General features: G+C 71.3%; 14 protein-coding genes. 8 read left to right on the forward strand and 6 right to left on the reverse strand.

The genetic code is table 11. The features are described 5' to 3' along the window. Positions 1 to 102: 102 nt before the first annotated feature. Entirely contained in the window at positions 103 to 906 is an 804-nt protein-coding gene (locus ACFWM2_RS08395; RefSeq protein ID WP_383274698.1) for a GNAT family N-acetyltransferase, read from the reverse strand. Positions 907 to 1178: 272 nt separating this feature from the next. On the opposite strand from ACFWM2_RS08395, the gene ACFWM2_RS08400 reads away from it, so the two are divergent. The 3 genes from ACFWM2_RS08400 (at position 1179) to ACFWM2_RS08410 (ending at position 3572) form a co-directional block, all read left to right on the forward strand. Then, complete coding sequence (locus ACFWM2_RS08400; protein ID WP_383274701.1) at positions 1179 to 1862, forward strand: response regulator; 684 nt, start codon at positions 1179 to 1181, stop codon at positions 1860 to 1862. Positions 1863 to 1901: 39 nt separating this feature from the next. After that, positions 1902 to 2603: a hypothetical protein gene (locus ACFWM2_RS08405; protein ID WP_383274704.1), complete on the forward strand. Its 702-nt coding sequence runs from the start codon at positions 1902 to 1904 to the stop codon at positions 2601 to 2603. A 222-nt stretch (positions 2604 to 2825) separates the two neighbouring features. Then, entirely contained in the window at positions 2826 to 3572 is a 747-nt protein-coding gene (locus ACFWM2_RS08410; protein WP_383274707.1) for an MBL fold metallo-hydrolase, read from the forward strand. Here ACFWM2_RS08410 and ACFWM2_RS08415 read toward each other — a convergent pair. Further along, the gene (locus tag ACFWM2_RS08415; RefSeq protein ID WP_383274710.1) at positions 3569 to 3958 is read right to left on the reverse strand and encodes a MerR family transcriptional regulator; all 390 of its coding nucleotides are present in this window, start codon (positions 3956 to 3958) and stop codon (positions 3569 to 3571) included. The genes ACFWM2_RS08410 and ACFWM2_RS08415 overlap by 4 nt on opposite strands. A 155-nt stretch (positions 3959 to 4113) precedes the next feature. Between ACFWM2_RS08415 and ACFWM2_RS08420 the strand changes: the two genes are divergently transcribed. Beyond that, a complete protein-coding gene (locus ACFWM2_RS08420) occupies positions 4114 to 5322 on the forward strand; it encodes an MFS transporter (protein WP_383274713.1) in 1209 nt (402 codons plus the stop codon). Positions 5323 to 5510: 188 nt separating this feature from the next. Continuing rightward, positions 5511 to 6251 (forward strand): Type 1 glutamine amidotransferase-like domain-containing protein, encoded by a 741-nt coding sequence (locus ACFWM2_RS08425; protein ID WP_383274715.1) that lies wholly within the window; start codon positions 5511 to 5513, stop codon positions 6249 to 6251. Between the two features lie 203 nt (positions 6252 to 6454). Here the strand turns inward: ACFWM2_RS08425 and ACFWM2_RS08430 are convergent, their stop codons facing one another. Further along, a complete protein-coding gene (locus ACFWM2_RS08430; RefSeq protein WP_383274718.1) occupies positions 6455 to 6730 on the reverse strand; it encodes a hypothetical protein in 276 nt (91 codons plus the stop codon). 207 nt (positions 6731 to 6937) lie between these two features. Here ACFWM2_RS08430 and ACFWM2_RS08435 point away from each other — a divergent pair, with 207 nt between their 5' ends. Further along, entirely contained in the window at positions 6938 to 8029 is a 1092-nt protein-coding gene (locus ACFWM2_RS08435) for an acyltransferase family protein (RefSeq protein ID WP_383274721.1), read from the forward strand. A gap of 15 nt (positions 8030 to 8044) precedes the next feature. Here ACFWM2_RS08435 and ACFWM2_RS08440 read toward each other — a convergent pair whose 3' ends face one another. Continuing rightward, entirely contained in the window at positions 8045 to 8893 is an 849-nt protein-coding gene (locus ACFWM2_RS08440) for a GNAT family N-acetyltransferase (RefSeq protein WP_383274724.1), read from the reverse strand. A gap of 270 nt (positions 8894 to 9163) precedes the next feature. Continuing rightward, positions 9164 to 9826, reverse strand: a complete 663-nt coding sequence (locus ACFWM2_RS08445) for a chaplin (RefSeq protein WP_383274727.1) — start codon at positions 9824 to 9826, stop codon at positions 9164 to 9166. A 323-nt stretch (positions 9827 to 10149) separates the two neighbouring features. Between ACFWM2_RS08445 and ACFWM2_RS08450 the strand changes: the two genes are divergently transcribed. Both ACFWM2_RS08450 and ACFWM2_RS08455 read left to right on the forward strand, forming a co-directional pair. Beyond that, positions 10150 to 11733, forward strand: coding sequence for an alpha/beta hydrolase (locus ACFWM2_RS08450; RefSeq protein WP_383274730.1), 1584 nt, complete (start codon positions 10150 to 10152; stop codon positions 11731 to 11733). Positions 11734 to 11900: 167 nt separating this feature from the next. Continuing rightward, complete coding sequence (locus ACFWM2_RS08455; RefSeq protein ID WP_383274733.1) at positions 11901 to 12404, forward strand: DUF4232 domain-containing protein; 504 nt, start codon at positions 11901 to 11903, stop codon at positions 12402 to 12404. Here ACFWM2_RS08455 and asnB read toward each other — a convergent pair. Continuing rightward, positions 12397 to 14238, reverse strand: coding sequence for an asparagine synthase (glutamine-hydrolyzing) (gene asnB / locus ACFWM2_RS08460; RefSeq protein WP_383274736.1), 1842 nt, complete (start codon positions 14236 to 14238; stop codon positions 12397 to 12399). The two genes, ACFWM2_RS08455 and asnB, sit on opposite strands and share 8 nt — an antisense overlap. Positions 14239 to 14492: the final 254 nt, after the last annotated feature.

Here is a 14492-nt window from a genome sequence, read left to right on the forward strand (position 1 = left end):
CGCGGCCGGTTGGTCAGCAACCGGGCCGAAGGCGCGCGTGCATACATGCTGGGGCGACCGAGTCGACCGACCTTATCGCCCCACCCCCATCGGTCACGTCGCTCACGCCTCCGGCGCAGCCCGGCCCGCGTCGACCGCGTACACGTACGGCGTCGTCGTGGTCAGTGGCACGAAGCCGAGGCGGGCGAGGACCGGGCGGCTCTGGCTGGAGGCGTCGACCTGGACGTAGCGGTAGCCGCGGTCGGCGGCGACCCGGGCGCGGTGGGCCACGAGGGCGCGATAGATGCCGCGGCCCCGCCAGCCCTCGACCGTGCCCCCGCCCCACAGCCCGGCGAACCGGGCGCCGGGCACCAGTTCCATACGGGCCGCGCTGACCGGTGTGTCGCCGGCGAGGGCGACCACGGCGACGACGTTGTCCGCGTCGCCGGTTACCTGGGCGAGCAGCTGGTGGCGCAGCCGGGTGCTGTCCGTACCGAAGGCCTGTTCATGGACGTCCGCCACCAGGTCGACTCCTGCCCGGTCGGTGACGGGAAGCAGCCGTACGCCTTCGGGCGGTTCGGCGTCGAGCGTCAGATCGCCCAATTCTGCGATCATCAGCGTCTCCTCCGCCTCGGCGGTGAACCCGGCCGCTGTCAGCCGCTGCCAGAGGTCCTCCGGCTGGTCGTGCCCGTAGAGCTTCCACTCGAAGTCACGTCCCAGTCCGGTGAAGTACCGCACCTGCTCGGCCACCGCCGCGTCGGCGGTCGATTCGTCGAGGTCCGACCAGACCACGCCGTTCCACCCCTGGTCGGTGCCGACCTGGCGCACCACCTTGCCCAGGTGATCGATCCGGGCGCCCGGACCGTCGGGCCGCGCACCCTCCCGCATGTCCCGGTCGAACAAGGCCAGTACCCCAACGTGATCCATGTGCTCACTCCAGCATCAGTTGAGAGGGCAAGCAATGGGATAAGTCGGGCAATCAGCAGGCCGGCATCCCGTGACGCGGCCGCGGGCGGTCCGCGTACGCCCGTCGGTACGCCCTGTTCTCGTCTCCGCTCGTCACCCACGGGTTTCGTCCGCCGTTCGACACGGGCCCTCCTCGGCGGCCGTTCGGACGCGGTGTCGTCCACCATGGACTCCGTCCCCGACCGGAGAACCCGATGACCGTATCCCCGGACCCCGGAAGAAGACCGAAGCACATGACCATCCGTGTCCTGCTCGCCGACGACCAGGCGCTCCTCCGAGCCACCTTTCGCATCCTGATCGACTCCTGCACCGACCTGGAGGTGGTCGCCGAGGCCACCGACGGCAGGGAAGCGGTTGAGCTCGCCCGTGTCCACCACCCCGATGTCGTCCTGATGGACATCCGCATGCCCGGCACCGACGGGCTGACCGCCACGACCGCCATCTGCGCCGACCCGGACCTGGCCACCACCCGTGTCCTCATCCTGACCACGTTCGAGATCGACGAGTACGTCGCCCAGGCACTGCGCGCCGGTGCGAGCGGGTTCCTCGGCAAGGACGCCGGTGCGGACGCCCTGCTCGCCGCCGTCCGTACGGTGGCCTGCGGAGACGCACTCCTCTCCCCGCTCGCCACGCGCGCCCTCATCACGCGTTTCCTCACAGCACCCGCACCGGGCGCCCCCTTGGCTCCCCCGGAGGCCCTCGACGCTCTCACCGCCCGCGAACGGGAGGTGACGGTCCTGGCGGCCGAGGGCCGCTCCGACACCGAGATCGCCGGACGGCTCGTCGTCAGCCCCATGACCGCGCGGGCCCACGTCCAGCGCGCCATGGCCAAACTCCACGCCCGCGACCGCGCTCAACTGGTCGTCATCGCCCATCAGTCCGGTCTCGTCCAACCCGCACCACCGTCCGTGCGCTGAGTGTCGCCATGCGGCAATTGCTCAGGGATGATCTGCCGTATGGCAGAGGTGACAGGCCCGGGCGTGGATGACGCCCGGGCGTGGGACGAGCGGTTGGGATGGGCGTACGGACTGATAGCGGACGACCCCGCTGAACGGGCCGCGGCACACGCCCGACTGAGTGCCGCGCAGCACAGGGCCGCGGTGGCGCGGGACCGGTTCAACGAGGTGTGGCGGCTGACGGCGGGGCTGGGCGCGGAGTCGCCGTTCGAGGAGCCGGCCCTGCTGCGCGCGCACGAGGAGTACGTCGACGTCCGGAGCCACTCGCTGCCCGACGGTTTGTGGGACGGGCGGGGTACCGAGGACATCGTGAGGTGGCCGGGGCTGCCGTACGCCCTGCTCTTCCTGGAGTGGGAGGCGCGGTATCCGCAGGAGTGGACGCGGTACGCCAAGGCTTGGGGCACGAAACAGCGGCTCCTGCGCGAGGTGGCCGGCGCGGGGCGGGACGAGGCGGTCCGGGCCAAGCTCGTCGACCTGACCGAGACCGTCGTCCGGCGGGCCTACCGCTGCAAGGACCGCGAGTACGTACGGGTGGCCCGGGCCGTGGACGGCGACGAACTGCGGGAGCGGCTGACCCGGGCCCACCGCTCGGACAACCCGTGGGCGCGGCTGCACGCCGGATACGTCCTCTGGCTCCTCGACCACCCTGACGTGCCGAACACGCGTCACGTGTGGCGGACGTGGCTGGCCGCGGTCCAGTGATCGGGGCGCGTCCCGGACTTCCGGATCCCGGGCGGACCTCCGGCCCCGGGGCGGGCTTCCGGATCCCGGGCGGAACTCCGGATCCCGGGCGGCTTCGCTCCGCGGACCCGCTCGGCCGCGGGTGCCGTGGGGGGGGCGGGAAGCGTCGGTTCCGCTCACGCGGTAACTTCGCCCTGACACGGCCCGGTCCGGCCGTGCGGGACATCGAGTCGCGGGAGAGTCATGAGCGAGGGCGCGATCGTTCAGGTGGCACCGGGAGTTCATCTGGTACACGGCAGCGACACGAACTGGGTCGTCCTGTCCGACGGGGACGCCGTCACGCTGGTCGACACCGGCTATCCGGGCGACCGGCAGGCGCTCCTCGCGTCGCTGGAGACGCTCGGCCACGCCCCCGAAGCCGTCGTCGCCGTCCTCGTCACCCACGCGCACAACGATCACCTCGGCTCGGCCGAGTACCTCAGCCACACCTACGGCATCCCGGTCCATCTCCACGAGGCGGAACTGCCGCACGCCCGCCGCGAGTTCCTGCATCAGGTGTCCGTGGGCCAGGTGGCGCGCCAGGCCTGGCGTCCCGGGGTGCTGCCCTGGGCGGTGCGGGCACTTCGCTCGGGCGGCAAGGCGGACGTCCGGATGACGCGGCCGCAGCCGTTCCCCGGCGAGGGCGCCCTCGATCTGCCGGGCCGCCCCGTTCCGGTCCACACGCCCGGGCACACGGCCGGTCACAGCGCCTTCCATCTGCCCGAGGCCGGCGTCCTGATCTCCGGTGACGCGCTGGTCAGCGGCCATCCGACCTCACGGGTGCGCGGCCCGCAGCTGCTGCCGGCGATGTTCGACGCCGAACGCGAGCGGAGCCTCGCGGCGCTCCGGACCATCGAGGACCTCCCGGCGGACGTTCTGCTGCCGGGGCACGGTCCGGTGCACCGCGGCCCGGTGCGCGCGGCCGTGGAGCACGCGCGGGAGCTCGGCTAGCCGGCCGTCCGCGGGTCGCCGGGCTCCGGCTGTACGGCGGCCAGGTAGGAGCGCAGCCGGTCACGGTTGCGGGCGAGGCAGTCGATACGGGCCTGGATCCGCTCGATCTCACCGTGCAGCAGGGCCGCCGTCCGGGGCGTCAGGCACTCGGGGTGCGGATGGATCTCCTCGGGACCGGACAGGAAGGGAAGGATCGCCCGCATCATCTCCGTGGTGAGGCCGGAGTCGAGCAGACCGCGGATCTGCTGGACGGCTCCGACCGCCGACTCGCGGTACGTGCGGTAGCCGTTGTCGGCGCGCTCGGGGTGGAGCAGGTCCTGTTCCTCGTAGTAGCGCAGCAGCCTGGTGGGAACACCGGTGCGGCGCGACAGCTCGCCGATCTTCATGGGGACCCGGGCCTTCCTTCCGATGCTCATGACCCGCCCGGAGGCGGTGCGGGCCCGCCCGACAGGTCGCGCCGACGCCCGCGGAGGCAGGGACCGAACCGCCCGCGAGGTTCACGCTTGCCTTCACACTGATGTGAACGTTCCAGCATGGTCGCATGTCCGTCCCGTCGCCTGCCCAGGGCACCGCCAAGTCCGCCGTCGCGCTGCCGCTGCCGGGCCTGCTCGCCCTGTCCACGGCCGCGTTCACCGCGGTGCTCACCGAACTCCTGCCCGCCGGGCTGCTCCCCCGCATGGCCTCGGCCCTGAGCGTCTCCGAGGGACGGGTCGGGTTCCTGGTGACCGGCTACGCGCTCGCCTCGTTCCTCGCCGCCATTCCCCTCACGGCGGCTCTGCGCGGTCTGCCCCGCCGTCCCGTTCTGCTGGCCACGCTCGCCGGTTTCGCCTGCTGCAACACCGTCACGGCGCTGTCGTCCTCCTACGCGCTCACCTTCGCCGCCCGGCTCGCCGCCGGTGTCATGGGCGGCGCCATGTGGGCGATGCTCGCCGGGTACGCCGCGCGCATGGTGCCCGCCGAGCGGCGCGGCCGGGCGATCGCCATCGTCCTCGCGGGGATCACGCTCGCCCTGTCGCTCGGTGTACCGGCGGGCACGGCGCTGGCCGACGCTCTCGGCTGGCGTCCGGTCTTCGCCGCCCTGGCCGGGCTCGCCGTGGTGCTGGTGGCGTGGGTGCGATGGCGGGTGCCGGACTTTCCGGGCACGGCACGCGAGGTACGCGTGCCCCTCGCGCGAGTCGCCGCACTGCCCGGGATGCCGGCCGTCCTGACGGTCACGCTGTTCCTGCTCCTGGGTCATCAGGTGATGTACACGTACGTGGCTCCGTTCGTCCGGCACGCCGGGTTCGGCCGTACGGACCTGGTCCTGCTGGTGTTCGGTGCCGCCACCGTCGCCGGGATCTGGGTGACCGGGGCGCTGATCGACCGGCATCTGCGGCGGACGCTGCTCGCGGCCCTCGCCCTGATCGCGGCGGTCCTGCTCGCGCTGGGCCCGTGCGCCGGCAGCGCCCCCGTACTGCTCACCGGGGTCGCCCTGTGGGGCGCCGCCTTCGGCGGGGCGCCGACCCTCATCCAGACGGCGCTGGTGAACGCGTCCCAACCCGCGAACGCCGACGCGGCGACGTCCTTGCAGACCACCGTGTACAACGCGGGTATCGCGGGCGGCTCACTGACCGGCGGTCTCGTGCTGGAGGGCCCGGGCGCCGGCGCCCTCCCCTGGACGGCGTTCCCGCTGGTCGCCGTCGCGTTGCTCACAGTGGCCGTCGGCCGCCGACATGCCTTCCCGGGCGCGCGCCACGCTTTTCCGGACTGAGGAGTGGCTCGCGGGCCGGCCGGTTTGCCGCCGTTCTGCGCTCGAGATCGAGCCTCGGCCTGCCCTGCATGCACATGGCCGTGGCCGTGGGCCGCCCAGAGGGACTATTCGATTGCGTATGTAGCCGATGGCTTGGCACGGTTCGATGCATCGTGCGCATCTGAATCGTGACCTGAGGAGGCACCCTCGTGGTTGTCGTTCCGGAACGTCGTTTGGCTCTCCTTGGAGGCGGCTTCTCCACCGACGACGATGGTCTGCTGGATGACTGGGTGCTCGATCAGGTGCCCGTTCCCCGTCCCAAGGTGTGCTTCATTCCGACAGCCAGTGGCGACGCGCCCGCCTATATCGAGCAGTTCTTCGAGGCGTATCAGTCACGTTCCTGCGAGTACAGCGTCTTGCAACTGTTTCGGCGGGAGCTCGATGACGACGCCCTGTGCACGTTCCTCCTCTCTCAAGACGTCGTCTATGTAGGTGGGGGCAACACCGCGAACATGCTGGCGGTCTGGCGCGCGCACGGTGTGGACCGGCTACTTCGCGAGGCCTTCGACCGAGGGGCCTTGCTGTGCGGCATCAGCGCTGGTGCCAGCTGCTGGGCCGAGGGATCGCATACCGACTCCTTCGGGCCGCTGACTCACCTCTCGGACGGGCTGGGCCTGCTGTCCGGCTCGGTCTGCCCGCACTACGGCAGTGAGCCGGGCCGACGAGCGTCATATCAGGCAGCCGTGGCAAACCGCGCGCTGCCGGCCGGCTGGGCGGTCGAAGACGGTGTCGGCGCCCTCTTCAGGGGCGGCCTGCTGACGGACTCCGTGACGCGCACGCCTCAGGCCTGTTTGTATCGGGTAGAGCCCGGTGGAGATGGCGGAGCCAAGGAACAGGCCATGCAATGTCGTCTGCTCGCCCCAGCGCAACAGCCCACTTCACCCGCATGAAGTGGCGACAGATCGGCCCCGCCTGGTGCGGGCCGACGGGGGCGTTGGTACTGGAGGAATCAGCCTTGAGACTCGTGTTCTGGTAGTCCCGGCACAGGACAGGGTGTGGGGTCGGTAAAGACCGGCATGCCGAGGTCGACCAGCTGCGGCCTACCGTCGACGGGGGCTCGCTTGAGGCTGTTCAGCTTGGCCCCTCCCTCAGCTCACCGCCGAGGACATCTTCTACCTGCGGGCTGTCGGCCGGCGGGGTCCCGGCGGGTGTGCAGGATCATCGATGAGATGACCCGCAGCCGCTCGTCGATGTGCCGGGGCGTCATGCCGATCTCGGCGCCGAAGTCGCGCATTCGATCCAACTGCCCGGCGCGGAACCTCCGCTGGACGTCCTTGAAGCGTCGCATCGCCTTGTAGCCGCACAGGAACACGTAGCTGGGAAGGGCACCAGCCAGTCGAGGATCTTCCCTGCCCCACGAACCTGCCATCGCCACCAGCGCAGCAAAGAGAAGGCGTAGCTGCGAACACTGCCCGGAGGCTCACCACGTCACACGGCACAGCGGACGGATCCGGGCCCGCCGTGCGGTCCGTGGTCAGCGGGGCCTGTCCGGGCCGGGAGGATCTGTGGTGACTGGCGGCCACGTTCCCGGGCAGGCGGCTGACAGTCAGCTCCTTCCCCAGGTCATGGAGACGTGGTGTCGCACGAAGACGTCCCCCCACCCGCACGCCCCGGCAGGGACGCGTACTTCGACAACGCGAAGTACCTCACCATCGTGCTCGTGGTCTGCGGGCACGCCTGGGAGCCGCTGACGTACGGCAGCCGGACCGTCACGGCCGTCTACCTGACCGTGTACGCGTTCCACATGCCCGCGTTCGCGCTGATCTCCGGGTACTTCTCGCGGAGTTTCGACATGGCGCCCGGACGGCTGCGGCGTCTGCTCACCGGGGTCGTGGTGCCGTATCTCGTCTTCGAGACGGCGTACACGCTCTTCTACCGCTGGGCGCAGGACGACCCGGGGTATCCGCTGAGCCTGCTGGATCCCTGGTACGTGATGTGGTTCCTGGTCGCGCTCTTCGTCTGGCGGATGACGACGCCGGTGTGGCTGGCGCTGCGCCACCCCGTGCCGATCGCCCTCGGTCTGGCCGTGCTGGCCGCTGTCTCACCCGAGCTGGGCGGTGATCTCGCGCTCCAGCGGGTGCTGGGCTTCCTGCCGTTCTTCGTGGTGGGGCTGACGCTGCGGCCGGAGCACTTCGAGCGGGTGCGCAGTCGCGGCGCACGGCTGCTGGCCCTGCCGGTGGGCGCGGGTGCCCTGGCGGTGGCGTACGGGGTGGCGCCGTGGTTCGACGCGGGCTGGCTCTACCACCGGGGCAGCGTGACGGGGCAGGGGGCGCCGGCCTGGGCGGGGCTGCTGACGACGCCCGCGCTGTTCGCGCTGGCGCTGCTGCTGACGGCGTGCTTCCTCGCCTGGGTGCCGCGACGGCACAGGTGGTTCACGACGCTGGGCGCCGGGACGATGTACGGCTATCTGCTGCACGGCTTCCTGATCAAGTCCTCCCGCTTCTGGAACTGGTACGACCGCCCCTGGCTGCACACCCCGCTCGGCGAACTCGCCGTCACCGCGGCCGCGGTGACCGTCATGACCCTGTTGTGCACGAGCCCGGTCCGTGCGGTCTTCCGATACGTCGTCGAGCCGCGTATGGACTGGGCGTTCGTGCGCCCGCCCCGGTCCGGCGCGCGGGCAGCGGAGAGGCCCGCTGACCGCGCGGCTCCCGCGCCCCCGGCATGATCCGCCGGACCGGCGCTACCCCAGTTCCAGTGTGGTGACGCCGTAGACGCGGTCCGCGGCGAACTCCCGGACCGGGCCGGTGTACATCCGGGCCGTCTCGAAGGACGGGGCCAGGCCGAACTCCTCGGCCAGGGCGACGGCCGGTGCGTTGGTCTCGGGCACGTCGATGGCGACCTCGCTCCCGGCGGCATCGGCGGTCAGCCCGGCGAACACCGCCCGGGCGTCCTCGGCGGTGTCGGCGAACAGCGGGCCGATCCGCAGCGCGTCGCGCCCCGGACGGATCACCCCGTAGCCGGTGAGCCGTCCGTCGACGACGCGGGCGAGGGCACGGTGGCCGTCCTGCGCGAGCCACCGCTCCAGGAACCGCGGGCGGTCCGCGGGGGAGCAGGCGCTGTCGTACTCCGAGACGGTCTTGAGGTCCTGGACGGGCCCTACGTCGTCCGGGGCCTCGGTCCGGGGCACAGCACCGCTGAAGCGCACGGTGCGGTGGGCGAGTTCGAACCCGGACCTGCGGTAGTTGTCCTGCTGCGCGACCACCCCGTCCAGGCCGACGGTCCGGCTGCCGGCGTGGGCGAGCGCGGTCTTCCAGGTGGTGATCCCGTAGCCGCGCCCCCGCAGATCGGGGCGGACGAGGTAGAAGCCGAGGAAGGCGTAGTCGGCGCCGTAGTTGACGACCGAGATCGCCGAGACCGGCTGCCCGTCGATCCGGCCGACGAAGAAGCCCTCGGGGTCCTGTGCGTAGAAGCTCGGCGCGTCGGCCAGTCCCGGGTTCCAGCCCTCGTCCGCGGCCCAGCCGGTGACCACCTTCCAGTCGTCCGGTGAGGCCTGGGAGACGACGAGGTCGTGGGAGACCGGAGAGGTCATCGATGCGCTCCACTTCGTGGGGGTCGTGTGCTGCGCGGTGATCGGCCGCACCGCAGCATCCTTCCCGATCGGCGCGATGTCCGCCACGCCGTTCCCGGCGAACGACGATGCCAACCAGCCACCGGGGCATCGCTGTTGGCCGTCACTCGAAGACGCAACGGGGGATTCATCCGGGTCGGTCACGTGACCCTGCGACGCCACGCGAGACGGGCGAAGGCCCCACCGGTCACGAGTCCGGTGGGGCCTTCCGCGGAGGGACGGCGCAGGGCCTCAGCGGTCCCGCGACGGCCGGAAGCGCCGGTAGAGCGCGGCGCCGCCCAGGACCAGGGCCGTACTCCCGGCGAGGGCCGGAAGCGTCGCGTCCGCTCCGGTGTGCGCGAGGGACGCCACGGGTCGCGGCGGGATGTTGCGCGGTCCCGGCGCGGGCGGTGTCGAGGCCTTGGGCGGTTTGGGGGCGGGCTTGCCGGGGTGATGGGGCCGGCCGCCCGAGGTGTTGGTGGACTCGTTGTCCTCGGCCGCGTTGCCGATGCCGACCACGCTGACGGAGTTGCCGCTCACGTTCACCGGCAGCTGGACCGGGAGCTGCACGCCGTTGCCCGAGACCAGACCTGGCGAATCCTTTCCGCTGCCGTGTGCGGAGGCACCCCCGTGGGAGGCGGCACCGCCGCGGCTCGTGCCGTGCTTCCCGCCACCGGACGTGTCGGCGCAGCTGTTGCTCGCGGCCGGATTGAGGACCCCGACCACATTGACGGTGTTGCCGCACACGTTGACGGGCATGTGCACCGGGAGCTGGATGGTGTTTCCGGAGATCAGCCCGGGTGAGCCCGCCGCCGTGCCGTCCGCCGAGGAGTCGGCGTGCGCCGGCATCGTCATCGCCATCGCCCCGGAAGCGGCGGCCGCGGCGATCAAACCATTTCGGGTAACCCGTTTCATAGGTTCCCTGCCTTCCAGACATGGTCACGGGCACTCGCCCGCACCGGTTAAAACGCAGACGCACCATCCGAGTTATGGCTTATCCGTCTTTCACCCCATCGAGCGGCACGGTTATCGAACTACCGCACCGCGTCGTGCGACGGCCGCCGTGCGGCGCGCAGGGTAGGGCACTGCGGCCCGTGCCGCTCGCCGGGAGGCGTGCTCACAGGGGCCCGCTTATCGTGATCGAGGGGGTGTCCCCGGTCCGCTGATCACGGGGTTTTCCCCGGTCCGCCGACCGCGGGGTGTCCCCGCTCCGCAGCCGGGCGACCTTGGAGGCAGGCATGCTGTCCGTGCACCGACGCCGCGCGTTCGCCGGAACCGCAACCACGACGCTGGCCCTGCTGGCGGCCGGGCTGCCGTCCGTGGCGACGGCCGCCGAGGGGCCCGACCTGTCCCGCTTCTACGGCCAGAAGATCAAGTGGGCGGCCTGCGAGGGCGAGGAGATGCCCAAGGACCTGCAGTGCGGAAAGGTGACCGTTCCGCTCGACTACGCGCACCCCGGCGACGGCACCCTCGACCTGGCACTGGCCCGCTACCGCGCGACCGGCCCCTCACGGGGTTCCGTGCTGCTGAACTTCGGCGGCCCGGGTGGCGCGGGCGTCCCCCAACTCGCCGTCGGGGGCAAGGACTTCATGAGCCTGACGAACCGCTACGACGTGGTGACCTTCGACCCTCGGGGCGTCGGCCGCTCCTCCCCCGTCAGCTGCGGGGACGGCACGAGCGAGGCCTCGGACGCGACCGGGGACGGCGCGGACGACGATCCGCAGGCCGCCCTGGAGCAGTTGCGGAAGGCGGCCGACGAGTGCGCGCGGCACTCCGGGCCCGTACTGCCGCACATAGGCACGGTGAACGCGTCGCGGGACATGGACGTGATGCGCCAGTCCCTCGGCGACAAGAAGCTCAACTATCTGGGTTTCTCGTACGGCACACGGCTGGGCGCGGTGTACGCGGCACAGTTCCCGAAGAAGGTCGGCCGGATGGTGCTCGACGGCGTGGACACGCTCACCGAGCCGCTGGCCGAGCAGGGCGTGGTGGGCGCCGAGGGACAGCAGACCGCACTGGAGGACTTCCTGACCTGGTGCACCAAGGACGTGTCCTGCCCCTTCGGAAAGGATCCGCGGTCCGCCCGGGAACAGGTGGTCCAGCTCGTCGACTCCCTCGACCAGGACCCGGTGCCGACGGACTTCGGCCAGGACTTCACCGGTCAGGACGTCGTCGGGGCGATAAGCCAGGCGCTCTACAGCCGGCAGCTGTGGCCGACCCTCGAACAGGGCCTGTCCTCCCTCGTCCAGGACGGTGACACCCGCGGGCTGATGCAGTTGTCGGGCGGCGCGGCCCTGCCCCAGGAGCGGCGGGACGGGCACGCGTCGCCGGCCCAGCAGGGCGGCGGGCTGGTCGACGAGCAGGACGTGCCCCTGGACAACCTCCCGGCCGCGCTGATGGCGATCAACTGCGCGGACGATCCCGACCGGCCCACCGCCGACCAGATCACCCGGGAGCTGGGCCGGCTGCGGTCCCAGTACGAGGAGGCGTCCGAGGTCTTCGGCCGCTACCGGCTCACCCAGGTGCTGATGTGCTACGGCCGTCCCAAGGGCACCGACTTCATCCGCGACGAGGTGCGGCACGTGGGCACCGCGAAGATGGTCCTCGTCGGCACCCGCGGCGACCCCGCCACCCCCTACCGCTGGACGCAGGAGACGGCCGAGCGGCTCGGCTCCTCGGCGGTCGTCCTCGACAACAAGGGCGAGGGGCACACCGGGTACGCCTCCTCGAAGTGCGTGCACCAGAAGGTCGACGACTTCCTGCTGTACGGCTCCGTGCCGGACAACGGCAGCTCCTGCGGACCGGAGGGCTCGGGCGGCTGAACCCGGCCCGGGGCGGATGTCCGGGAACCGTCCGGAAGGGCCACAGCCCCGTAACACGGACCATTCGGCCACAACCCCCCGCGGTGCCCGGCCGTCACACTGGGCAGGCGTCGCCCCGACCGGGCCCGCCGGACCCGTACGTGCTCACCACAGGGGGAACACCACCGATGCGTATCCGACCCGTCCTCACCCTCGCGACCGCCGCCGCGGCGCTGCTCGTCGCTGCGCCCCAGGGCTCGGCGGCCGGCAAGACCCCCGCCTGCCCGGAGAAGTCCGTGACGGTGCGGGCCCGGGCGACCGCCGACCCGGCCGTGCTGCACATCAGCGCCACCAACCGCTCCGCGCGTGCCTGCACCGTCGACCGCATCCCGACCGTCACCTTCGGGGACCTGGACGGCGCGGCTCTGCCGGTGCCGGCCGGGGAGAGCGGTCCGTACCGGATCGGCGCGGGAGGTACGGCGTACGCGACCGTCCGCACCATCGCCGACCCGGCGGACCCCGAGGCCCGCCGGGTGGACTCCGTCACCGTCGCCGCCGACCCGGCGCACCACGGGCGCTCGTTCACCGCGCAGGAGCTGGACGCCGGGGACGTCGTCCTCGTGTGGGAGCCGGTGACCACCTGGTGGCAGCCGTCCGCGGCCGCCGCCGACCGGGCCCTCGGTCTCAGCTGAGCGTCACCTCCGGCGCGTACATGTCCAGCCACAGCGCCAGGTCCAGGGTCCGTTCGAGGCCGCGCCGCGACGCCTGCATGATCTGCGGGGTGTCGTCGTGGGCGGCCCGGGTGACCCGCTCACGGTCGACGAGGTCGAACACCGCGTGGGAGGGCTTTGCCAGGAGGTCCTTGACGTGTTCCTGGAGGGCGATCGCGTACTTGGGGTCCTGAGTGGACGGATAGGGGCTCTTGACCCTGTCGTACACGGACTGGGGGATCAGGTCCGCGGTCGCCTCCCGGAGCAGGCTCTTCTCCCGGCCGTCGAAGGACTTCAGGGACCAGGGCGTGTTGTAGACGTACTCGACGAGCCGGTGGTCGCAGAACGGCACCCGCACCTCCAGGCCCACCGCCATGCTCGCGCGGTCCTTGCGGTCGAGCAGGACCCGTACGAAGCGGGTCAGGTGGAGGTGGCAGATCCGTCGCATCCGGTACTCGAAGTCGCTCTCGCCGTCGAGGCGTTGGATCCCGGCGGCCGCGGTGCGGTAGCTGTCGGCGATGTACGACTTCAGGTCCAGCGCGCCGGTGAGGTCCGGGCGCAGCACGTCGGAGTCCTCGCCGAAGTGCTGCCCGAAGCGCACCAGCCAGGGGAAGGTGTCGGCGCGCCGGGCCTCCTCGTCGAAGAACTGCAGATAGCCGCCGAAGACTTCGTCGGCGGACTCTCCGGAGAGTGCGACCGTCGAGTGTTCGCGGATGGCCTGGAACAGCAGATACAGCGAGGCGTCCATGTCGCCGAAGCCCATGGGGAGATCGCGGGCGCGGATCATCTTGGCGCGTACGTCCGGGTCGGCGAGGGCGTTCGAGTCGAGGACGATGTCCTGGTGGTCGGTGCCGGAGGCGCGGGCCACGTCGTGCACGAACGGGGTGTCGGGGGTGCCGCGCAGCTCGTCCGCGACGAAGTGGTCGGCCTGGCCGACGAAGTCGACGGCGAAGCTGCGGACCTTCTCGCCACGTTCGCCGAGCTGCCGTGCGGCCAGCGCGGTCATCGCCGAGGAGTCGAGGCCGCCGGAGAGCAGGGTGCAGCGCGGCACGTCGGCGACTAGCTGGCGGCGCACGATGTCGTCGAGGAGTGAGCGGACCGTGGCGATGGAGGTGTCGCGGTCGTCGGTGTGCGGCCGGGTCTCCAGCTGCCAGTAGACATGGCGGCGCAGACCGGAGCGGTCGACGGTGATGACGGTGCCGGGCTCGACCTCGTGCATGCCGTCCCAGACGGCGTGTCCGGGCGTCTTGACGAAGGCGAACAGTTCCCTGAGGCCGTCGAGCCGCACTCGGGCGCGGGCGAGCGGGTTGGCGAGGATCGCCTTGGGCTCGGAGCCGAAGAGGACGCCGTCGGGGGTCGGGAAGTAGTAGAACGGCTTGATGCCCATGCGGTCGCGGATCATCACGAGCTTGTCGCGACGGCCGTCCCAGACGGCGAAGGCGTACATCCCGTTGAGCCGTTCGGCGAGCGCCTCACCCCATTCGAGATAGCCACGCAGGACGACCTCGGTGTCCGAGTCGGTCGAGAAGCGGTGGCCCCGGCCGGCCAGCTCCCGGCGCAGCTCGGTGAAGTTGTAGGCCTCCCCCGAGTAGACGAGCGCGACCGTGCCGTCCGGTGTCTCCGTCGTCATCGGCTGACGCCCACCGGGCAGGTCGATGATCGCGAGCCTGCGGTGTCCGAGGGCCACGGGGCCCTCGGTCCAGGTGCCCCGGTCGTCGGGACCGCGGCAGGACATCGTCTCGGTCATTGCATCCAATGTCCCGGCTTCCGCCCGGAGGTCGCGGTCGAAGGAGACCCATCCGGTGATGCCACACATGGCTTACCTCCTGCGTCCGATCGCCGGGCCACGCACCGCGCGACCTGCGATTCCACGGGTCCAGCGCGTGCCCCAGGCAACCAGTTGTATCGAGCACCTATATGACGAGGCTGCGTCATGGAAGAATCGGAGTCAACACGTCCGTAACCTGACCGGAGCAGCGGACCCCATGGTTTCGGCCGCGTTTTGCCACGGGAGAACCCTGGCAACCGGGTGACACCGGCTGCCACCGGGTGGATCCGATCAAGAATTGG

It is taken from the genome of Streptomyces sp. NPDC058371 (assembly GCF_042723265.1).
Classification (GTDB): Bacteria; Actinomycetota; Actinomycetes; order Streptomycetales; family Streptomycetaceae; genus Streptomyces.